Source organism: Pseudomonas nitroreducens, assembly GCF_010994165.1.
Classification (GTDB): Bacteria; Pseudomonadota; Gammaproteobacteria; order Pseudomonadales; family Pseudomonadaceae; genus Pseudomonas; species Pseudomonas nitroreducens.
The window spans coordinates 322,265-343,728 of sequence record NZ_WMBX01000004.1 but is presented as its reverse complement, the minus strand read 5'-3'; the positions used below and the strand labels follow the sequence as shown (position 1 = coordinate 343,728).

At 63.3% G+C, this 21,464-nt stretch carries 18 protein-coding genes and 1 tRNA gene; 12 read left to right on the top strand and 7 right to left on the bottom strand.

The features are described 5' to 3' along the window. Window positions 1-92: 92 nt before the first annotated feature. The 4 genes from GJV37_RS19165 to GJV37_RS19150 form a co-directional block, all read right to left on the bottom strand. Window positions 93-1,175, bottom strand: coding sequence for a hypothetical protein (locus GJV37_RS19165; RefSeq protein WP_223121868.1), 1,083 nt, complete (start codon window positions 1,173-1,175; stop codon window positions 93-95). 340 nt (window positions 1,176-1,515) lie between these two features. Continuing rightward, on the bottom strand, window positions 1,516-2,271 hold the full coding sequence (locus GJV37_RS19160) for a hypothetical protein (protein ID WP_193452836.1): 756 nt from the start codon (window positions 2,269-2,271) through the stop codon (window positions 1,516-1,518). Between the two features lie 281 nt (window positions 2,272-2,552). Beyond that, window positions 2,553-3,788, bottom strand: a complete 1,236-nt coding sequence (locus GJV37_RS19155) for a tyrosine-type recombinase/integrase (protein ID WP_193452835.1) — start codon at window positions 3,786-3,788, stop codon at window positions 2,553-2,555. A 166-nt stretch (window positions 3,789-3,954) separates the two neighbouring features. Beyond that, window positions 3,955-4,031: transfer RNA gene (locus GJV37_RS19150), tRNA-Arg, on the bottom strand. Between the two features lie 656 nt (window positions 4,032-4,687). Between GJV37_RS19150 and gabD the strand changes: the two genes are divergently transcribed. From gabD to GJV37_RS19135, 3 genes are all read left to right on the top strand, one after another. Next, window positions 4,688-6,139: an NADP-dependent succinate-semialdehyde dehydrogenase gene (gene gabD, locus GJV37_RS19145; RefSeq protein ID WP_024766389.1), complete on the top strand. Its 1,452-nt coding sequence runs from the start codon at window positions 4,688-4,690 to the stop codon at window positions 6,137-6,139. 202 nt (window positions 6,140-6,341) lie between these two features. Then, a complete protein-coding gene (gene gabT, locus GJV37_RS19140) occupies window positions 6,342-7,622 on the top strand; it encodes a 4-aminobutyrate--2-oxoglutarate transaminase (RefSeq protein ID WP_169889131.1) in 1,281 nt (426 codons plus the stop codon). Window positions 7,623-7,872: 250 nt separating this feature from the next. Next, window positions 7,873-9,069, top strand: a complete 1,197-nt coding sequence (locus GJV37_RS19135; RefSeq protein WP_065086193.1) for an HDOD domain-containing protein — start codon at window positions 7,873-7,875, stop codon at window positions 9,067-9,069. A gap of 54 nt (window positions 9,070-9,123) precedes the next feature. Here GJV37_RS19135 and argH read toward each other — a convergent pair whose 3' ends face one another. Further along, window positions 9,124-10,518: an argininosuccinate lyase gene (gene argH, locus GJV37_RS19130; protein WP_037014656.1), complete on the bottom strand. Its 1,395-nt coding sequence runs from the start codon at window positions 10,516-10,518 to the stop codon at window positions 9,124-9,126. Window positions 10,519-10,751: 233 nt separating this feature from the next. Between argH and GJV37_RS19125 the strand changes: the two genes are divergently transcribed. From GJV37_RS19125 to GJV37_RS19100, 6 genes are all read left to right on the top strand, one after another. After that, window positions 10,752-11,822 (top strand): sensor histidine kinase, encoded by a 1,071-nt coding sequence (locus tag GJV37_RS19125; RefSeq protein ID WP_169889128.1) that lies wholly within the window; start codon window positions 10,752-10,754, stop codon window positions 11,820-11,822. A gap of 4 nt (window positions 11,823-11,826) precedes the next feature. Continuing rightward, window positions 11,827-12,573, top strand: coding sequence for an alginate biosynthesis regulator AlgR (gene algR, locus GJV37_RS19120; RefSeq protein ID WP_024766394.1), 747 nt, complete (start codon window positions 11,827-11,829; stop codon window positions 12,571-12,573). Window positions 12,574-12,686: 113 nt separating this feature from the next. After that, window positions 12,687-13,625 (top strand): hydroxymethylbilane synthase, encoded by a 939-nt coding sequence (gene hemC / locus GJV37_RS19115; protein ID WP_084358393.1) that lies wholly within the window; start codon window positions 12,687-12,689, stop codon window positions 13,623-13,625. Beyond that, window positions 13,622-14,380, top strand: coding sequence for a uroporphyrinogen-III synthase (locus tag GJV37_RS19110; protein ID WP_037014658.1), 759 nt, complete (start codon window positions 13,622-13,624; stop codon window positions 14,378-14,380). Before hemC ends, GJV37_RS19110 begins: the two co-directional genes overlap by 4 nt. A gap of 27 nt (window positions 14,381-14,407) precedes the next feature. Continuing rightward, window positions 14,408-15,520: a uroporphyrinogen-III C-methyltransferase gene (locus GJV37_RS19105; protein WP_193452834.1), complete on the top strand. Its 1,113-nt coding sequence runs from the start codon at window positions 14,408-14,410 to the stop codon at window positions 15,518-15,520. Continuing rightward, entirely contained in the window at window positions 15,517-16,749 is a 1,233-nt protein-coding gene (locus GJV37_RS19100; protein ID WP_065086197.1) for a heme biosynthesis HemY N-terminal domain-containing protein, read from the top strand. Before GJV37_RS19105 ends, GJV37_RS19100 begins: the two co-directional genes overlap by 4 nt. A 48-nt stretch (window positions 16,750-16,797) precedes the next feature. On the opposite strand, the gene GJV37_RS19095 is transcribed toward GJV37_RS19100, so the two are convergent. Then, window positions 16,798-17,883 carry a PQQ-dependent sugar dehydrogenase gene (locus GJV37_RS19095; protein WP_193452833.1) on the bottom strand — a complete coding sequence of 362 codons (1,086 nt, stop codon included), beginning with the start codon at window positions 17,881-17,883 and terminating at the stop codon, window positions 16,798-16,800. Between the two features lie 116 nt (window positions 17,884-17,999). Here GJV37_RS19095 and GJV37_RS19090 point away from each other — a divergent pair, with 116 nt between their 5' ends. The 3 genes from GJV37_RS19090 (at window position 18,000) to GJV37_RS19080 (ending at window position 20,986) form a co-directional block, all read left to right on the top strand. Next, the gene (locus GJV37_RS19090) at window positions 18,000-18,485 is read left to right on the top strand and encodes a disulfide bond formation protein B (RefSeq protein ID WP_065086199.1); all 486 of its coding nucleotides are present in this window, start codon (window positions 18,000-18,002) and stop codon (window positions 18,483-18,485) included. A 257-nt stretch (window positions 18,486-18,742) separates the two neighbouring features. Continuing rightward, complete coding sequence (locus GJV37_RS19085; RefSeq protein ID WP_024766399.1) at window positions 18,743-19,210, top strand: Rsd/AlgQ family anti-sigma factor; 468 nt, start codon at window positions 18,743-18,745, stop codon at window positions 19,208-19,210. Between the two features lie 678 nt (window positions 19,211-19,888). Continuing rightward, window positions 19,889-20,986 (top strand): AlgP family protein, encoded by a 1,098-nt coding sequence (locus tag GJV37_RS19080; RefSeq protein WP_170858048.1) that lies wholly within the window; start codon window positions 19,889-19,891, stop codon window positions 20,984-20,986. A 3-nt stretch (window positions 20,987-20,989) separates the two neighbouring features. On the opposite strand, the gene GJV37_RS19075 is transcribed toward GJV37_RS19080, so the two are convergent. Beyond that, the gene (locus GJV37_RS19075; RefSeq protein ID WP_170858047.1) at window positions 20,990-21,454 is read right to left on the bottom strand and encodes a TIGR02444 family protein; all 465 of its coding nucleotides are present in this window, start codon (window positions 21,452-21,454) and stop codon (window positions 20,990-20,992) included. Between the last annotated feature and the right edge of the window lie 10 nt (window positions 21,455-21,464).

Here is a 21,464-nt window from a genome sequence, read left to right as displayed (position 1 = left end):
GATTGGCTTTGACTGTTCATATCGTCGGTGTCGGCGGCTTCTCAAGATGAGAAGTCTCTGCCGTCCATAGCGTCCTCGTATGTAGCGCAGAGTTACGTCGGCTCGGAGAGCTGGATGTCGTTGAGCATGTTCGCAAGCTTTTCGAATGCATTTCGGAGTGCAAATAGCAGTGCGTCGTACATCGCATATAGGTCGGCTCCGTCTGACAGCTTTAAACGTTGCTTCACGAAACGCAACTTCTGCTCCTTGCCCTCATGCGATGTCAAGTGTGAGTAGGCAACACGGAGATCGTAGAGAACAAATAGCGGACTCATTGTCTCGGCTATGTCCTCTCCGGAGGTCGCGGTCTCTAGTAGTTTCTGCAATCGCTTTAGGCTGCCAAGCTTCGATGCATCCTGCCCAAGTGTGCTCAGTATCTTCTCAAGTGCTTTGTTGTCGAACGACTCAAGGTAAACTTTATTCAGAGCATCCGCCACATTCCGACGTTCGACCTCCGTATCTACGACAGGTCGCCGAATGGAAATTGCCAGATCTAGGACCTCTTTTTCCAAATGGGCAAGCTTCTGCCCAAAACGACTAAAGCAGGCCTCTAAAAGCCTAGAGCGCTGCTCAAAAAGTTGATCCTCTAGGGTTCGATCGGTGAATTTGCATTCGATTTGACCGTCGTAGAATTCAGAGCCGATGGAATGGTCTGATTGTACGTTTTCTGAGCGTAGATAGAACTGCTCGCTCTCCGGCAACTGTGCGATGTCCCCCAACCACATGACTAAGCGGCCGTGGCGATTTATCCCAAAGGGGATACGAAAGTCATCGCCCTGCCAGATTGATCCGTATGTGCTTGAGGCAAATGTCACTCGATACGAAGGATGTACGTCATATTTCAATAGGACCTCCTTTTTGAAGAATACAGGGGTTAGAAATCCTTCATCGAATTCGCGCCACAAGCCGGGTATATAAATATAGTCGTCACTGTCGTATTGGAAAGGAACTTTCGTAAATCCATAATTCTTGTTGGTCTTTTGACGTTTAACTTTGACGCAATTAGAACTTTTCTCAATAGCTTGCTTGTGCAGGTCGATCAGCGCGAATCTAGATCTGCTTGGTAAGTAAAGAGATCCGCACTCAGGACATTTAAGCATGGGGAGGCCGCTTACAGAGAAGCGAACGCCGGACACGTCCTCGTTGAAGTCCTCGAAAGTAAGGTCCAAATGAGCCGAGCAAGCACCGCAATAAATTTGCTGTAAATGTCCAGGTGGGGGGAAGAGATCAACTATATTCATAGTTTTACTATCACCAAGCATATAAATTAAGGAGCGAAAAGCGTAGTCCCGGGAGTGCCGGCTAGGCTCGGCATCAGAGCGAGCCTGTCGTCTTGAGGGGTTGGCTCAGATCATTATCTACTGACTATCTCTGCCAACCATGTTGGCCTTGTGCAATAGGGTCGTCGGCCGAATTAAAGAACACTACCGGTCAGGTCGAATACAAAAGGGCGCCAATGCAAGGCTCCCCCCCGCGTCAGTCGTTGAGTCCAAGGCCTAGCCGACAAAGTATTGCCCCCATCGCAGGCTTCGAAATGGCCTGGCCGGTTTCACGTTTCTGCCATGCCCGAAGTTTGCTGTTTAGATTGTGCAGACGAGTTCCTGAGCGGATCAGCTCCAGGGCCTTTGCCCGGATCGCTGCATCTCTAGGGCCACTGCCGTCCCGTCCGCGGCGGGCGAATCCTCCCCGAATGCCATCTGCTTTAGCCGTGGCTTGCTTCGCTCCATCACGCGCGCTTTCTCCCAACTCCTCGCAAGCCTGCAAGGCATTTTCCGGAACATCCAAGGAAACTGCCGCTGCCGGAAGGCATTCAGCAATGGTCTCTAGGTGCAGGCTGAACATCTCTAGGGACGATAGTTCGTCCTCTTGATCGACCTCCAGAACGGAAGCTAGAGCGCCCAAGGCCCGCAAACCGCAACCCAGCGCGAAGGCCATGATGGTCTCCATATCTGTAGCAGACGGGACTTTGCTGAACTGCCTGAGCTTGTTAGGCAGGACTCGCTCAGAGTAGCCATCGATCAACTGGAAGATAGCGTCGTTGTGGTCATAGGCAGCGCTCGCCAGTGCCGGGCCAGCCTCGCCCGATAGCCAGGGGCGAATCGAACCGAGCAGGGCCAGCACGGCGTCCACCTGATCTGCGTAACGAGGGAAGCGGGGCAGCGACTCTAGTCTGGCCCTGATGACTTCAATCGGCGTCCCGATAGGATTGATCGACTGGGTATCCAGCAGCATTCCATTTTCCATAGTTGCCCCTTGCCCCTGGATTGGCCCGGCGTAGATCGCGGGCAATTGCGCGGAATTCAGCTGTATAGAGCGGCCAACAGGGAGGGGCGAGCGCTTTCGGCTCATCTCATGAGTCACTACACAAACTGGCGAAAAACACCTTTGTGTTATGGCTCTTTCCATTTGTGTGGCCTTCCTGCAGGCCTAGTGGCACTAGGTCGGGCAAGGGCTCAATTACACAAGTTACTCAAATTACACCGGCTTCTTTAGGGTATCGAATATGCCATGCCCTAGCCGGCTATGCCGAAATTGCCCTGCACCACGTTATCCCGCTCTAGTTCATCCAGGTGGTCGGCGTACCACTGCATCATGGTCCTGCGCTGCTCAATGTAGATTGCCTTGTTGTAGACGCCGGCTACCCCGTCCTCGACGTGAGATAGCTGAGCCTCCACATGTTCCTTGGCGAATCCACGTTCTCGGAGTGTGGTTGCGGCGATGTGCCGGAATCCGTGGCCAGTTTGTCTGCCTTCATACCCCATGCGCCGAAGCGCCATATTGAACGCCATGTTACTGCGGGGCTTGGTGCGGTCGTTGCGTCCCGGGAAGAGCAGAGGGTAAGCGCCTGTCATGACCTGGAGTTGTTCCAGGGCGGCGAGGGCCTGGCGTGACAGCGGAACAGTATGAGGCCGGCGCTTCTTCATGCGATCTGCAGGGATATGCCAGAGGCCAGAATCTATGTCGAACTCTTCCCAGCGGGCTTCGCGCAGTTCGCTGGGGCGTACTCCGGTGAGCATTAGTAGGCGCAGGCCAAGCCGAACATCGTGGGCATGCGGGTAGGCAGCGACGGCCCGCAGGAGGGAGGGAAGTTCCTGGGCGCTGACGTGGGCGTAGTTCTCTGCAGGCTTGCTCTGCAGGAAGCGGCTCAGGCCGTCCAACGGGTTGTGGACGGCGCGACCGGTGACGCGGGCCAGATCATAGATTTCCTTACAGGATCGGCGTACCCGCCCCATCTGCTCGATGATGCCCTTCTGCTCCATGCCCTTGAAGAACTCCATCCACTCGATGGGCAGTATCTCGGTATACAGACGCTTGCCAAAAACAGGAAAGGCATGCAGCTCCAAGGCTCCGACGGTGCGTTTGGCGGTGTTCTCCGCCCAGCCAGGTAGACGGATCGCGATCCACTCCCGGGCCAGTGCTTCGAAGGTGCTGTTGGCTGCCTTCAGCTCAGAAACCTTGCGGGCGTGCTTGGTAGCGAGGGGGCTTTTCCCGTCCGCAGCATCAGCGCGCAGTTCTGTAGCCTTCTGCCTCGCAACCGATCCGCTGACTTCGGGATAGCTGCCCAGGCCGAGCCAGGACCATTTCCCGTCCGGTTTCTTGTAACGGAAGTTCCAGGACTTCTGCCCGTTGGGTTTTACTCGGAAGTACAGGCCGTTGCCGTCCAGCTCCCTGTAAGGGGTGCTCTCAGATTCCAGGCTGGCCAGGGTTGTGTCTGCTAGGGGGCGCCGCTTGATCTCGCTCCGTTTCATCCTTGTACACCGCTGGTTCGAATTTTCTTCAGGTGTACACGCTGGTGTACACGGCGGTCAAGGCTGGAGGGAGATAAGAAGAGACAGGTAGAAACAAGAAAGCCCGCACAGGGCGGGCTTTTCAGGGTGTTTCATAGACTGTCGGAGACAGCGCGAAACAGGTAGATGGCGCACCAGGCGGGATTCGAACCCACGACCCCTGCCTTCGGAGGGCAGTACTCTATCCAGCTGAGCTACTGGTGCGTATGCCGCGGCTGGCGCGGCAGGCGGCAATCATACGCATCTCCTTCGCGGGCGTCCAATGCGGGTACGCTCGTTCATGATATCGAACGAAAACAGCCGCTTGTCGGTAGAGGTACCTCGAAAACCCGCTTCAATCTGATACCTTCGTTGGTTTTGTCGAACGAGCTATTGCCCTTTGCAGTCGGGGGCCCTAGGATTCGTTTGAGATTTCAAACGCCTCCCCATCACAACAACAGGAGACCGGAGCATTGGCATCGCACCAGCCGGCCATCAGCCTGCGGGATGACAGTCTTCCGTTGCACCCACCGCATGTCCCTTGTGGCAGGTCTCCGTGCGGCTTCCGTCGATCAGCGTACCGGAAGGTTGTAGGGCAGTCGTACTCCTGGGCCGAGCCTGGGAACCTGTGCGTGAACGAGTTCAACCAGACCGGGCAATGACCCCGGCCTGCGTTTTTTCGTGTCCGCATGCCGAGCGAACTAAGAGCCGTTCGCCTGGCGTCGCCCCGTTCGCAGGGCGACATTCGCATCTGGCGGCGATAATGCTCGGCCGGGGCGAATGAACGGCAGAGACTGCGGTCTCTCCTATCCAGACAACAAGGCAGGCGGGACTCCAGGTAGACCCGCCGTCCACAGGCTTTCCTCGAAAGGAGACAGGTCATGCAACTCAATGATCCCAAGCTGTTCCGCCAACAGGCTTACATTGACGGTTCCTGGGTCGATGCCGACAACGGCAAGACCATCAGCGTGAACAACCCGGCCACCAACGAGATCATCGGCACCGTGCCGAAGATGGGTGCCGACGAAACCCGTCGCGCCATCGAAGCCGCCGACAAGGCCCTGCCGGCCTGGCGTGCGCTGACCGCCAAGGAGCGCGCCAACAAGCTGCGCAAGTGGTTCGACCTGATGATCGCCAACCAGGACGACCTGGCTCGCCTGATGACCATCGAGCAGGGCAAGCCGCTGGCTGAAGCCAAGGGCGAAATCGCCTACGCCGCCTCCTTCCTCGAGTGGTTCGGCGAAGAAGCCAAGCGCATCTACGGCGACACCATTCCGGGTCACCAGCCCGACAAGCGCATCATCGTGATCAAGCAGCCGATCGGTGTGACCGCGGCCATCACCCCGTGGAACTTCCCGTCGGCGATGATCACCCGTAAAGCCGGCCCGGCCCTGGCCGCTGGCTGCACCATGGTGCTCAAGCCTGCTTCGCAGACTCCGTACTCCGCCCTGGCCCTGGCCGAGCTGGCCGAGCGCGCCGGCATTCCAAAAGGCGTGTTCAGCGTGGTTACCGGCAGCGCCGGCGAAGTCGGCGGCGAGCTGACCAGCAACCCGATCGTGCGCAAGCTGACCTTCACCGGTTCCACCGAGATCGGCCGCCAGCTGATGGCCGAATGCGCCAAGGACATCAAGAAAGTGTCCCTGGAACTGGGCGGCAACGCTCCGTTCATCGTGTTCGACGATGCCGACCTGGACGCCGCCGTCGAAGGCGCGCTGATCTCCAAGTACCGCAACAACGGCCAGACCTGCGTCTGTGCCAACCGCCTGTACGTACAGGACGGCGTGTACGACGCCTTCGTCGAGAAGCTGAAGGTCGCCGTGGCCAAGCTGAACATCGGCAACGGCCTGGAGCAGGGCGTCACCACCGGCCCGCTGATTGATTCCAAGGCTGTTGCCAAGGTCGAAGAGCACATTGCCGACGCCGTTTCCAAGGGCGCCAAAGTCCTCACTGGCGGCAAGCCGCACAGCCTGGGCGGCACCTTCTTCGAGCCGACCATCCTGGTCGACGTACCGAAGTCCGCTCTGGTCTCCAAGGACGAAACCTTCGGCCCGCTGGCGCCGGTGTTCCGCTTCAAGGACGAGGCAGAAGTCATCGCCATGTCCAACGACACCGAGTTCGGCCTGGCTTCGTACTTCTACGCCCGCGACCTGGCCCGCGTATTCCGCGTTGCCGAGCAGCTGGAATACGGCATGGTGGGTATCAACACCGGCCTCATCTCCAACGAAGTGGCGCCGTTCGGCGGCATCAAGGCATCCGGCCTGGGCCGCGAAGGTTCGAAGTACGGCATCGAGGACTACCTCGAAGTCAAATACCTCTGCCTCGGCGGTATCTGAACCGTTTTTTCCGTGGGCGCGAGGTGGCAGGCAAGAGCTGACAGCCACCTTCGCGTCGGCGTTTTCCGGTGGTAGCACCGGACAACCCGTCTGGCGGGCCGCAAGTTCCACGACAGTCGATCATCGTATGCTGTCGCGTGAGGCTTCTCCCCCGCTTTCATCCTTTGATCCGGTCGCCCGATGAGCGGCCACTGAGGAAGCTATGAGCAAAACCAACGAATCCCTGCTGCAACGTCGTCAGGCCGCCGTACCGCGCGGTGTAGGCCAGATCCACCCGGTCGTCGCCGAGCGCGCCGAGAACTCCACCGTGTGGGACGTCGAAGGTCGTGAATACATCGACTTCGCCGGCGGCATTGCCGTACTGAACACCGGTCACCTGCACCCGAAAGTGATCGCTGCCGTTCAGGAGCAACTGACCAAGCTGTCCCACACCTGCTTCCAGGTGCTGGCGTACGAGCCCTACATCGAGCTGGCCGAAGAAATCGCCAAGCGCGTTCCGGGCAACTTCCCGAAGAAGACCCTGCTGGTCACCTCCGGCTCCGAAGCCGTTGAGAACGCCGTCAAGATCGCCCGTGCCGCCACCGGCCGCGCTGGCGTGATCGCCTTCACCGGTGCCTACCACGGCCGTACCATGATGACCCTGGGCCTGACCGGCAAGGTCGTTCCGTACTCCGCGGGCATGGGCCTGATGCCGGGCGGCATCTTCCGCGCCCTGGCTCCGTGCGAACTGCACGGCGTGAGCGAAGACGAGTCGATCGCCAGCATCGAGCGCATCTTCAAGAACGACGCTCAGCCGCGCGACATCGCTGCCATCATCATCGAGCCGGTTCAGGGCGAGGGTGGCTTCTACGTCAACTCCAAGGCCTTCATGCAGCGCCTGCGCGCCCTGTGCGACGAGCACGGCATCCTGCTGATCGCTGACGAAGTGCAGACCGGCGCTGGCCGTACCGGCACCTTCTTCGCCACCGAGCAACTGGGCATCGTCCCGGACCTGACCACCTTCGCCAAATCCGTTGGCGGCGGCTTCCCGATCTCCGGCGTTGCTGGCAAGGCCGAGATCATGGACGCCATCGCTCCGGGCGGCCTGGGCGGCACCTACGCCGGTAGCCCGATCGCTTGCGCCGCGGCCCTGGCCGTGCTGAAAGTGTTCGACGAAGAGAAGCTGCTGGACCGTTCGCAAGCCGTTGGCGAGCGCCTGAAGACTGGCCTGCGCGACATCCAGGCCAAGCACAAGGTGATCGGCGACGTTCGTGGCCTGGGTTCGATGATCGCCATCGAACTGTTCGAAGGCGGCGATCACAACAAGCCGGCCGCTGAACTGGTCAGCAAGATCGTGGTTCGTGCCCGTGAGAAAGGTCTGATCCTGCTCTCCTGCGGTACCTACTACAACGTGATCCGCTTCCTGATGCCCGTCACCATCCCGGACGCGCAGCTGGACAAAGGCCTGGCCATCCTGGCCGAGTGCTTCGAAGAACTGGCCTGAGCTTCATCGCCCTAGCCGTTCAGGAGAAAGGCCCGCGCAAGCGGGCCTTTCTTTTTGTGCGCTTTTTTTTGTGAGAATTGTCCTCCGAAGTTGATGGCGCGCATGGGAAGCCTGAGGGCTTTGGACTACGCTGCGCAGTATCCGTAGGCCGCTGGCCGGCGGCATCCGAAGGACCGGGCACTCGGCAGGGAAGGCTCTGGATCGGTTGTTTCCGCCCGCGAAGGCATTCGTCCCGAACGAGGTGTGATCCATGAGCGTTTCTCCCGGCGTGCTGGTGGCTGCCAGCGATCCCTGGAGCCGCGAGCTGCTCGGCCAGCTGGTGCTGAGCGTGCGCTGCGATGCGAACGTCGAATTCTGCGAAGACGGTGACACGGCCATCGAGGCCTGTCGCCGCCATCCCTTCGCCTTGATCCTGGCCGAGCGCGAGCTGCCCGGCAGCGACGGGCTGGAGCTGCTGCGTCATGTGCGCTTGCGCCGCCGCGGGCCGGTTGCCCAGCCTTTCATCCTGATCAGCTCCAAGGCCGATGCCGCCAGTGTGCGTGCTGCCTTGCCGTTGGCGCCTACGGCCTACCTGGTCAAACCTTTCAACGCCGAGAACCTGCGCGAGCGGCTGCGCTCGCTGCTGCTGGCGCCGGGCGAGAATGTCGTCTGCGAGCTGCCCACGCTGGAGCAGAGCCTGTCGCTGGGGCGCTTCCTGCAAACCGAACGCGACGCCACCGAGGGCGCTCCGCTGATGGGCGAGGTCGGTGCAGCGGTGAATCGCTGCATGGAAGCCAGTGACATCAACCTGGAAATGCTCGAACAGGAGTTCGGCCATGATCCGCAGATCACCGCGTGCCTGATCTCTGCCGCCAACAGCGCTGCACGGCATGTCGGCATGCCCTGCCAGACGCTGATGCAGGCACTGTCGCGCCTGGGTGTGGCGCAGGCGTTGAACCTGATGCTGGCGGTCGCGTTGCAGCGCGCCGCGACACTGGCCGACCCGTTGCTGAAAGAGCGCGCCGAGCGCTTCTGGGAGCTGTCGCGGCACACTGCCGATGGCGCCTTCGCCCTGGCCGAGTCCCTGGGGGCCGATGCCGACCGCTGCTTCACCGCCGGGCTGTTGCATTGCCTGGGGGACCTCGCGCTGCTGCGCAGCCTGCAGGATTGGCACAGCGCCGGTGGCGCGCTGAGCGAGGCGGAGGTGGAGAAGTCTCTGAAGGAGCACGGCGCGAGCTTTGGCTCCGCCCTGCGCACCCGCTGGCGCCTGCCATTGGAACTGCGCAACCTGATCGCCGCGGCCTACGCCATCGACAACGGCGTGTTCAGCCGCGAGGCGCTGATCGTCAACCTGGCTTCCAGCGCAGCGCGCTTGCCAGAGGATGAATTGCCGACGCTGACCGAACACAAGGCGGCGCGGATGTTGCGGCTGACGCCGGCGCAGCTGGGCTTTCTAGGCAGAAGCTGAAACGAAAAAGGCCGCGTCGATTGGCGCGGCCTTTGCTTCTGGCGAGTAGCGCGATCAGCGCGAAGCCAGCAGTTCCTTGCCGCGCACGACAGCGGCGCGGACCTGGTTCGGCGCGGTGCCGCCAATGTGATCGCGGGCATTCACCGAACCTTCCAGGGTCAGCACGGCGAACACGTCGTCGTCGATCTGGTCACTGAACTGGCGCAGCTCGTCCAGGCTCATCTCGGCGAGGTCCTTGCCGCTGTCCACGCCGTATTTCACGGCGTGGCCGACGATCTCGTGGCAGTCACGGAACGGCAGGCCGCGGCGTACCAGGTAGTCGGCGAGGTCGGTGGCGGTGGAGAAGCCACGGCGGGCCGCTTCACGCATGATCTCGCGCTTGGGCTTGATCGCCGGAACCATGTCGGCGAAGGCGCGCAGGCTGTCGCGCAGAGTGTCGGCAGCGTCGAACAGCGGCTCCTTGTCTTCCTGGTTGTCCTTGTTGTACGCCAGCGGCTGGCCCTTCATCAGGGTCAGCAGGCCGGCAAGGTGGCCGAACACGCGGCCGGATTTGCCGCGCACCAGCTCCGGTACGTCCGGGTTCTTCTTCTGCGGCATGATCGAGGAGCCGGTGCAGAAGCGGTCGGGCAGGTCGATGAACTGGAACTGGGCACTGGTCCAGAGCACCAGTTCTTCGGAGAAGCGCGACAGGTGCATCATCGCCACAGCAGCGGCGGCGCAGAACTCGATGGCGAAGTCACGGTCGGACACGCCGTCCAGCGAGTTGCCGGAGATCGCTTCGAATCCCAGCAGTTCGCAGGTGATGGTCCGGTCGATCGGGTAGGTGGTGCCGGCCAGCGCGGCGCTGCCCAGGGGCATGCGGTTGGCGCGCTTGCGGCAGTCCACCAGGCGCTCGTAGTCGCGGCTGAGCATTTCGAACCAGGCCAGCAGGTGGTGGCCAAAGGTCACCGGCTGCGCGGTCTGCAGGTGGGTGAAGCCGGGCATGATGGTGTCCGCTTCGGCGTCTGCAAGGCCCAGCAGGCCCTGCTGCAGGCGGGTGATTTCGGCGAGGATCAGGTCGATCTCGTCGCGCAGCCACAGGCGGATGTCGGTGGCCACCTGGTCGTTGCGCGAACGGCCGGTGTGCAGTTTCTTGCCGGTGATGCCGATGCGGTCGGTCAGGCGCGCTTCGATGTTCATGTGCACGTCTTCCAGGTCGACGCGCCAGTCGAAGGTGCCGGCCTCGATTTCGCTCTGGATCTGCTTGAGGCCATCGATGATGGTGTCGCGCTCGGCGTCGGTCAGCACGCCGACCTTGGCGAGCATGGTGGCGTGGGCCATGGAGCCCATGATGTCGTGGCGGTAGAGGCGCTTGTCGAAGTCGACGGAAGCGGTGAAGCGGGCGACAAAGGCATCGACGGGTTCGCTGAAGCGGCCGCCCCAGGACTGGTTGGTCTTCTCTACGCTCATGAATCTCTCTCGCTGAAACGGGCAGGCGCGGCGCGCGGCCTGCATGAAGGGCAAAGTGCGACGATAATAGCAGGCTGAGGGACAAAACCGGCGGCGCTTTGGCGGGTTGCGGCAGGCTAGCGGCGGCGAATCGCCGCGGGGTCGGTCGCCGATCCTTGCGCTGGCCGACAATTCCAGGCTTTTGGTCGCATGCGGTGCTTGCCGCCGTGCAGGCGCTTACGGAAACTGCGTCGATGCCCAGACTGACGAAGACCGGCGACCAGCCGGCGCCCAACGAAGACTTCTTCATCCCCGAACTCTGTCAGCCCGAAGCGCTGTTCAGCCTCGTGCTGCTCGCCGAGCTGCTGGTACTCGTGCTGGTGCTCGCCGAGCCGATGACCCCCAGCTTCAACTGGGCGCGCCTGGCGCTGTCCTCGCTGTTCGTGCAGTGGATCGTGCTGCTCTCGGCCGGCCTGCTGTGCCAGTTGCGCCCGTTGATGGCGCGCTGGCCGGCGTGGTTCTCCGGGTTGCTCAGCTGCGCCCTGGTGGTCCTGCTGACGCTGGGCTGCACGGCGGTGGCGGATTATTTCTCCCTCGGCGGACCCATGTCGCGCACCGGCGAAGTCAACCTCTACCTGCGCCACGCGTTGATTGCGCTCATCATGTCCACGCTCTTGCTACGCTACTTTTATCTCCAGAGCCAGTGGCGGCGGCAGGAACAGGCCGAACTGCGGGCGCGGATCGAGTCGCTGCAGGCGCGCATCCGTCCGCACTTCCTGTTCAACAGCCTGAACAGCATCGCCAGCCTGATCGAGATCGATCCGGGCAAGGCCGAGCTGGCGGTGCTGAATCTTTCGGATCTTTTTCGCGCCAGCCTGGCCAAACCTGGAACATTAATTTCATGGGGAGAGGAACTTGAGCTGGCCAGACGCTATCTTTCCATTGAGCAGTTCCGTCTTGGCGACCGGCTGCAAATGGACTGGCAGGTGAGCGGTGTGCCCGACGGCGTGCCGATTCCCCAGCTGACGCTGCAGCCATTGCTCGAGAACTCATTGATTTATGGCATCCAGCCGCGCATCGAAGGCGGGCTGGTGAAAGTTGAGGCGGACTACCGTGACGGTGTGTTCCAGCTCTGCGTGAGCAACCCGTACGACGAATCGACCGAGACGCTGCCCACGAAGGGGACCAAGCAGGCCCTGCAAAATATTGCAGCGCGACTTGCGGCACTTTTCGGGCCAAAAGCTAGTCTCAGCGTCGAGCGCCGTGACGGACGGCACTTCACCTGTCTACGCTATCCATGTGCGCGTCTCATGCAGGAAGCCTGATCTTATGAATGTCCTGATCGTCGATGACGAACCCCTGGCGCGAGAGCGCCTGGCCCGGCTGGTGGGGCAACTGGACGGCTATCGTGTCCTCGAGCCCTCCGCCAGCAACGGTGAAGAAGCGCTGACGCTGATCGACAGCCTGAAGCCGGATATTGTCCTGCTGGATATCCGCATGCCCGGCCTGGACGGGCTTCAGGTCGCCGCCAAGCTGTGCGAGCGCGAAGCCCCGCCGGCGGTGATCTTCTGCACCGCCCATGATGAATTCGCCTTGGAGGCGTTCCAGGTCAGTGCGGTCGGCTACCTGGTCAAGCCGGTCCGCAGCGAGGACCTGGCCGAGGCCCTGAAGAAGGCCTCGCGGCCCAATCGCGTGCAATTGGCGGCGCTGACCAAGCCCCCGGCGGCCGGCGGCCCCGGCCCGCGCAGCCATATCAGCGCGCGGACCCGCAAGGGCATCGAGCTGATTCCGCTGGAAGACGTGATCTTCTTCATTGCCGACCACAAGTACGTGACCCTGCGCCACGCTGGCGGCGAAGTGCTGCTGGACGAGCCGCTGAAAGCCTTGGAAGACGAGTTCGGTGATCGCTTCGTGCGCATCCACCGCAACGCGCTGGTTTCCCGCGAACGTATCGAGCGCCTGCAGCGCACCCCGCTGGGGCACTTCCAGCTGTACCTGAAAGGACTCAACGGCGATGCGCTGACTGTCAGCCGCCGTCATGTCGCCGGTGTCCGGCGGCTCATGCACAACCTGTAGCGACACAGTGCCGCAGCGCCTGAAGCCCGGGGGGCGGCCCCCGGGCTTTTCGTTTGCGTGAGCTGTTATCATGCGGGCACTTTCTTGCACGCTTCCTTTGCCTGGAAATGCCCATGTCTCGCGAAATCCGTATCGCCACGCGCCAGAGCGCCCTGGCACTCTGGCAGGCCGAATACGTCAAGGCCCGCCTGGAGCAGGCCCACCCCGGCCTGACCGTGACCCTCCTGCCGATGACCAGCCGCGGCGACAAGCTGCTGGATGCGCCACTGGCGAAAATCGGTGGCAAGGGCCTGTTCGTCAAGGAGCTGGAAACCGCCCTGCTGGAGAACGACGCGGACATCGCCGTGCACTCCATGAAGGACGTGCCGATGGATTTCCCCGAAGGCCTGGGCCTGTACTGCATCTGCGAACGTGAAGACCCGCGCGACGCCTTCGTCTCCAACACCTATGCCAGCCTCGACGACCTGCCCGCCGGCAGCGTGGTCGGCACCTCCAGCCTGCGCCGCCAGGCCCAACTGCTGGCCAGCCGCCCGGACCTGCAGATCCGCTTCCTGCGCGGCAACGTCAATACCCGACTGGCCAAGCTCGATGCCGGCGAATACGACGCCATCATCCTTGCCGCCGCCGGTCTGATCCGCCTCGGTTTCGAAGACCGCATCCGCTCCTCCATCAGCGTCGAAGCCAGCCTGCCGGCCGGCGGCCAGGGTGCGGTGGGCATCGAGTGCCGCGCTGCCGACGCGGAAATACACGCCCTGCTGCAGCCGCTGCATCACCGCGAGACGGCCTTGCGCGTCACTGCCGAGCGCGCGCTGAACAAGCGCCTGAACGGTGGTTGCCAGGTGCCTATCGCCTGCTACGCCATCCTCGAAGGCGAGCAACTGTGGCTGCGCGGCCTGGTCGGCCAGCCCGACGGCAGCCAGTTGCTGCGCGCCGAAGCTCGCGCCCCGCTGGCCGAAGCCGAAACCCTCGGCGTGAAGGTCGCGGAAGACCTGCTGGGCCAGGGCGCCGAGGAAATCCTCACCGCAGTCTACGGCGAGGCCGGTCACCCGTGAGCCGCTGGCGGCTGCTGCTGACCCGTCCCGAAGAGGACTGCGCGGCACTCGCCGCGACCCTCGCCGAGTACGGTATCCACGGCGACTGCCTGCCCTTGCTGACGATCACGCCTCGCGAAGAGACACCCGCCGAACGCAGCCTGATCCTTGACCTGGACCGCTACTGCGCGGTTATCGTGGTCAGCAAGCCCGCGGCGCGCCTGGGCCTGGAGCGGCTCGACCGCTACTGGCCGCAACCGCCGCTGACCCAGCGCTGGTTTACCGTGGGCGCGGCCACGGCGGCTATCCTGGAAGACTACGGTCTGGATGTGGTCTGCCCGCAGGGCGGTGACGACAGTGAAGCCCTGCTGGCCCTGCCAGCGTTCGAGCAGGCCCTGCAGGTGCATGATCCGAAGGTATTGATCATGCGCGGCGAGAGTGGCCGAGAATTTCTTGCCGAGCGCCTGCGCGGCCAAGGCGTGGCGGTGGACTATCTGGAACTCTACCGGCGCGAAATGCCGTGCTACCCCGAAGGCGAATTGCTGCGGCGAATTCAGCGGGAGCGTTTGAATGCCATCGCGGTCAGTAGTGGGCAGGGGCTGGAACATCTGCAGCTGCTCGCCGCACAGGATTGGCCGCAGGTGAGTGCGATGCCGTTGTTCGTGCCCAGCCCGCGTGTGGCTGAGCAGGCGCGGGAGATGGGGGCGCAGCGAGTGATCGATTGTCGGGGCGCCAGCGCTGTGGCACTGATGGAGGCGCTGAGAAGCGCCGAATAGAATAATTTCTGAGCGAAGGATGGATCTGTGAGCGAAGCCGTCACTCCCCAAGAGACTTCACCAACATCGCCCAGTCCGGCCCCCGCGCCGGCCCCGCGCAAGGGTGGCACGGGTATCGCGCTGCTGGCCCTGCTGGTCGGCGCCGCTGGCCTCGTCGCAGGCGGCTGGGGCATCTGGCAGGTCCAGCAGCTCAAAGGCGCCGAGCAGCAGCGCGCTGCGCAACTGGAAGATGCCCGCGCCCAGGCGCAGGGTGTGCAGAGTGCCAACGCGGACTTGAGCAAGCGCCTGGACACCCTGCCCAACGCCGATGAGCTGGAAGCCCGTCGCCGCCTGGTGGTGGAGCTGCAGGGCGACCAGCAGCAGTTGGCCAAGCAGGTCAAGCAGGTGCTGGGGCAAAGCCGCCAGCAGTGGCGACTGGCCGAATCGGAGCACCTGTTGCGTCTGGCCGCGCTGCGCCTCTCCGCGCTGCAGGACATCGACAGCGCGACCGAACTGGTCCAGGGCGCGGACGACATTCTTCGCGTGAACAATGATCCGGGGGCCTTCGCCGCTCGTGCGCAACTGGCCAAGAGCCTCGAATCGCTGCGCGCCCTGCCGCGCCCGGATCGCACCGGGCTGTTCCTGCAACTGGGCGCGCTGCGTGACCAGGCTGCCCAGCTGCAACCACTGAACCCGGCGTTCAAGCCCTCCGAGGGCGGCACCGGCCCGAGCACCGCCTGGGGTGATGGCAGCAGCACCTGGGACCAGTGGTGGGAACGCATCTCTCGCTATGTGCGCATCGATTTCAACGCCGGCCAGGACATCCGCCCGCTGCTCTCCGGCCAGCAACTGGACCGTGTGCGCCTGGCTCTGAGCCTCGCCCTGGAACAGGCGCAGTGGGCCGCTTTGAATGGCAAGCAGGACGTCTACGAGCAGGCACTGAAGCAGGCCAAGCAGATCGTCGGCGACTTCTTCAACGCGGACCTCGCCGACAGCCGTGCGCTGATTGCGCGCCTGGATGAGCTCAGCGGCCAGGCCGTCACCGTGCAGACGCCGGACCTCGGCCCGGCCCTGAGTTCGCTGCAGGCCTACCTGTCGCGCCGCGAAAGCGCGGTGCAGCAGCAGGAGGCGGTGGCGCCGGACGCGGGGACCCAGCCATGAGCCGCGTCTATGTCCTGATCCTCGCTGTGGTCCTGGCGGCCACCTTGGTCGGGTTGGCTATCGCCGAGCAGTCGGGTTACGTGCTGATCGCCTACAAGAGCTTCCGCTACGAATCCAGCCTGTGGACCTTCCTCGCGCTGCTGGTGGTGCTCTGGGTGATCTATCTCGCCGTGCGCCTGGTACTGCGCTTGCTGGGCGTGTCCGGGCGGGTGGTGAATCCCTGGTCGCGCTTCAATCGCCGCCGCCGCTCGCAGCTGGCCGAGGAGCATGGCCAGCGTGATCTCGCTGAAGGCCACTGGGCGCAGGCGCTGCGTCACCTGCGTCGTGCCGCGGAGCTGAGCGATCGCCCACTGCCGCATTACCTGGGCGCCGCCCGCGCGGCCAACGAGCTGGGCAAGACCGAAGAATGCGACGAATTGCTGGACCGCGCGCAGGAGCGCGAGCCCGGCACCGAGCTCGCCGTGGGCTTGACCCGCGCGCAGCTGCTGATCAACCGGGGCGATTTCGCCCGCGCCCGCGTGGTGCTGGACAAGCTGCACCAGGATCACCCGCGTCACCCGACTGTGCTGCGCCTGCTCCAGCAGTTGTACGTCAGCCTCCACGAGTGGCAGGCGCTGTGCGTGTTGCTGCCCGAGCTGCGCAAGGAGCGCGTGCTGCAGAACGCCGAGTTGGCCGATCTGGAGCGCCGTACCTGGATGGCCGCGCTGGGGGAGGCGGGCGAGCAGGGCGTTGGCCAGGGCGAAGGCAGCCTGCAGCCGCTGACCCAGCGCTGGCAGAACGTGCCGACCAACCTTCGTGCGCAACCGCCACTGGTGGCCGCATACGCCGATCAGTTGCTGCGCCTGGGGGCGCCGGAAGAGGCCGAGGAAGTACTGCGCAAGGCGCTCAAGGAGGGCTACGACAGCCGTCTGGTGCACCTCTATGGCCGTGCCCGTGGCCGTGATGGTGCCCACCAGCTGAAGACCGCCGAAGGCTGGCTGAAGCAGCACGGCGACGATCCGGAGCTGCTGCTCACCCTTGGTCGCCTCTGCCTGCAGAACAAACTGTGGGGCAAGGCGCGCGAATACCTGGAAGCCAGCCTGGACCGCCAGCGCAGCGCGGAAACCTGCGCCGAACTGGCGCGCCTGTTGGCGCAGCTTGGTGAAGTAGAGCGCAGCAACCAGCTGTTCCAGGAAGGCCTGGGTTTGCTGGCCCCGCCGACTTCGTCGGCGCTGGCGGTGCGTGCCTGATCCCGCCGCCTGCGGTGAAAACGGCGCCCGAGGGCGCCGTTTTCGTTTTCAGGGGTTGCCGTAGCGAATGCGGTATATCGCGCCATTCTGATCGTCGCTGACCAGCAGCGAGCCGTCCGGCGCTACCAAGACGTCCGCCGGCCGCCCGTGCACCTCGCCGTCCTTGTCGAGCCATCCTTCGGCGAAGACGCCCTGGCGCTTCAGCGTGCCGTCTTCGTTGAGTTCGACCCGCGCCACGCGGTAGCCGATCTTCTGCGTGCGGTTCCACGAGCCGTGTTCGGCGATGAACAGGTTGTTGCGGTACTCGGCCGGGAACTGTTCGCCGGTGTAGAAACGCAGCCCCAGCGCGGCCACGTGCGGGCCGAGTCTGGCCACTGGCGGGGTGAAGGCGGAGCAGGGTTTCCTGCCTTCCTCCGGGTCGGCGATGTCGCCCTGGTGACAGTCGGGATAGCCGAAATCCTCGCCCATCGTGCTGACCTTGTTCAACTCGTCGTCGGGCTTGTCATCGCCCAGCAGGTCGCGCCCATTGTCGGTGAACCACAGCTGCTTCGTCTGCGGGTGCCAGGTGAAACCGACGGTGTTGCGAATGCCGTAGGCGACCACCTCCCGCGCGCTGCCATCGGCGTTCATGCGTTGCAGGTTGGCGTACTGCTCGCGATCCGGGCGGCAGATGTTGCACGGCGCACCGACCGGCACATAGAGCTTGTCGTCCGGGCCGAAGGCGATGAACTTCCAGCCGTGCGCAGTCTCTTTCGGAAACTGTGCGCGCAGCTCCTCAGCCTTTGGGGGAGCATCGAGATGTGCCTCGATATCGCGCAGCACGACGATGCGGCTGAGCGAGGACACGTACAGGTCGCCCTTATGGAAGGTCACGCCTACGGGCATCTGCAGGCCATCGGCGAGCACCTTCACCTGGCCGTCGGGCTTCACCGCGTAGATCCTGTCGGAGGAGCGACTGCCCACGAACAGCGTGCCCTTGTCGCCCCAGGCCATGGCGCGCGCGCCGGGAACCTGGTCGGTCAGCAGGCTGATATGGAAGCCCTCAGGCAAGCGGATGTGGCTGAGGTCTGTGGCGGCGATGGCTGGAACTGTTGTCAGGGAAAGCAGCGAGCAAAGCAGGAAATGACGACGCATGGCATGGATTCCCGGATGAGTGCCACGGCCAGTCTAGACACTTGCCTTGAACTGATCGCGGTGTTTCCTCTACCGTAGCGGCCTTTCCTGCAACAGCGCTTTTCAGCGGAGCCGCCATGAATCTGGCCAGCCCTCGGTCCCTGTTCTTCCTCGCTTTCCTCGCTTGCGTCGCCATGCTCGGCACGGGCTTCTACCTGCAATACATGATCGGGCTGGAGCCCTGCCCGCTGTGCATTCTGCAGCGCATCTTCTTTGCCGGCTGCGGGTTGTTCTCGCTGATCGCCGCGCTGCATGGCCGTGCTCCGCGGCTGTACTCGGTGCTGATCCTGCTCTGCGCCCTGGGTGGCGCCGGCACCGCAGGCCGTCAGGTCTGGCTGCAGACTCTGCCGCCGGACCAGTTGCCGTCCTGCCTGCCGCCGCTGGAATACATGATGGAGAGCATGCCCTACGCCGACATCATCTGGACCATGTTCCACGGTTCGGCCGACTGCGCCGAAGTCTCCTGGACCCTGCTCGGCATGAGCATCCCGGAGTGGAGCCTGCTGGCCTTCATCGGCTTCGCCCTGTTCGCCATCGTGCAGTTCTTCCGCCGCCGCGGCTGAGCGTCGCATCTCAAATCGCCATGGCCTGCGCCGCATCGGCGCAGGCCAGAGGCGTCGGGGCCTGTCGATTAAACGCTCGTATGAATTTTCCCGTTACCGGTGTCTTGAAGGCGATAACGGGGGGGCATACTCTGGATTTCCACTCCGTCGGAAAGCCGCCGCCGAACAAGCTTCACACATCGCGGATGTCGAGATTCGACAGAATATTGTCCCGGGGCGGACCTTGCCGGGACGGCGAAAAGGGAAGTGAGGACAACATGCTCGAGAGCTGCCGTAATGCCCAGGAACGTTGGGGAGGCGTACACCAGCTGATCGACCGCTGGTTGCGGGATCGACATGAGTTGGTCCGGGCATTCGATTCCCTGGACGGTGTCCAGGCGCCGAAGACCAACGCCGAGAATCTCCAGAACTTCTGTCAGCTCCTGCTCGACTACGTGTCGGCGGGCCACTTCGAAGTCTACGAACAGCTGATGAACGAGGCGCAGGCCTTCGGCGATACGCGGGGCCTGGAACTGGCCAAGCAGATCTACCCGCGCCTGGAAACCATCACCGCCAACGCGCTGAACTTCAATGATCGTTGCGACAATGGCGACTGCCGCGAAGGCACCTGTCTGACCAGCGAACTGAAGAGTCTGCGCCAGCAACTGCACGAACGCTTCGAACTGGAAGACTGCCTGATCGAAGTACTGCACAACGCCCACGAGCAGAAAGCCGTCCTGGCCTGAGCGAAGGGAAGTCCGACAACGGCGCGAGTGCTTCAGGCACTGGCGCCGTTTTCGTTTGGGTGATGGGCTCGCGCGGCTCCGGGCAATCGCGAACGGAGCTGCTTCCATGCGGTGCTTGTCTCTCCTGCAAGGGCGGTTTCTGCCAGCGATGTTCTCGAGCTTCAGGCTGTGATTCGGAGTGCGCGCACCTCAACGAAAACTCCTGCCGTCCGGCGGCTCCCGAAGAGGGTGATGCATGGTTTTTTTGGGGTGAAGTCGACGCTCGCGCTGGCTGGTTTCCGCCGGCGTACAAGGAGGGAGCGAACACCGATTCGCTGCTTCACGCGCGATCATCTGGCGCTGCATCGTGGCAGGTGATGCGACTTTTCGAGCGAGCCTGGCTGTCTTCTGCGTGGTAGCGTGGGAGCCTCTGCAATGGGCTTTTGCAGCGTGTGCAGAAAATATTTTTTCTGCACTCAAGCTCAAGCGCCATGCGGCTTTGCGCGCAGCGAAGCACGCACTCCAGGGAACCAAGTGTAAGTTGCAGCGTCACTGGGTGAGTGAGAAAACGCGCCTTCGCGCACTGCTGAAAACCTCTGAAGCCGATGCCCGCTGCGGCCTGCAGCACAATCGGGACATTGGCGAGAGGCCATCAGCGGGGCTAGTATGGGCGCAACCACGTCCGCCAGGAGGCACGTCATGTCGGCCAACAAGAAACCCGTCACCACTCCGTTGCATCTGCTGCACCAGTTGTCCAACAGTCTGATCGAACACCTCGAAGGTGCCTGCAAGCAGGCGCTGGTCGATTCCGAAAAGCTGCTCGCCAAGCTCGAGAAACAACGCGGCAAGGCACAGGAGAAGCTGCACAAGGCTCGCGCCAAACTGCAGGACGCGACCAAGGCCGGCAAGGCGAAGGCGCAGGCGAAAGCCAAGTCGACCATCGCCGATATCGATGGCGCCCTGGATGTCCTGAAGACCCGTCAGACCGAAACCCGTGCCTACATCGCCAATCTCAAGCGTGATGTGCAGGAGAGCCTGAAGCTCGCCCAGGGCGTGACCAAGGTGAAGGAAGCTGCTGGCAAGTCCCTCGCTACCCGCAAGCCGGTCGCTGCCGCTGCCAAGCCGGTTGCCAAGGCCGCCGCAAGACCAGCCGCTAAAACCGCTGCCAAGCCCGCCGCCAAGCCTGCCGTGAAAGCTGCTGCGAAACCTGCTGCCAAGGTTGCCGCTGCCAAGCCTGTTGCTGCCAAAGCCGCTGCCAAGCCTGCTGCGAAACCCGCCGCCAAGCCTGCCGCTAAAACCGCTGCCAAACCGGCTGCGAAAACTGCCGCTGCAAAACCCGCTGCTGCCAAGCCGGCTGCCAAAGCTGCCGCGAAGCCAGCCGCCAAGCCTGCTGCGAAAGCTGTCGCCAAGCCGGCAGCCAAACCCGCTGCTAAACCTGCCGCTGCGGCGAAGCCTGCAGCCAAACCCGCCGCGAAACCGGCCGCCAAGCCCGCTGCGAAAGCCGCTGCCAAACCAGCCGCAAAGCCCGCCGCGAAAGCCGCTGCCAAGCCTGCCGCCGCTGCCAAGCCCGCCGCGAAATCGGCTGCCAAACCCGCGGTGAAGGCCGCTGCCAAGCCTGCCGCAAAACCGGCCGCCAAGCCTGCTGCGCCCAAGCCCGCCACCGCTGCCAAACCGGCCGCTCCGGCTGCTCCGAGCGCACCGGCTGCCCAGCCGAGCACTCCGGCCGCTGCTCCGGTTTCCAGCGCTACTGCGGCGCCGGCGACTCCGGCCAGCAGCACCTCCTCCAGCGCTTCCTGAGGCTCAGGAGAGGCTCGCCGCGATGCGCAGGGTTTCCTGCGCATCGCGGCGCAAGCCGCCCGCTTCACCGACCGCAGCTTCCAGCCAGTACACCAGTTCCTGCGCTTCACCTCGTGGCCAACCCCTTGCCACCGCCTCCAGTCTTCCCAGCAGCACCTTTTCCGCTTCCAGTTCGACCTGCTTGATCCGCTCCCGCAGCGGCGCCAGCCCAGCATCCTGCTTCGCCGGATCGCGCCAGCGCTGACGCAGCGAACGCAGCGGCACTATCACTTCCTCGCGCCACTCCCGCGCAGCACATTCCAGCGCGCTCATCCGCGATGGCGAGAAGGTCACGCCAGTGCTTCCCAGCCAGGCCGAAGCGAGCAGCAGGCAGACATCCGCACCGCCTTCCTGCAGGGCCAGGCAAGCCGGCTCAACCCCAGGGCAGGCGTAGAGTTTCAGCGCATACGACCAGACATCATCAGACATAGAGCACCCA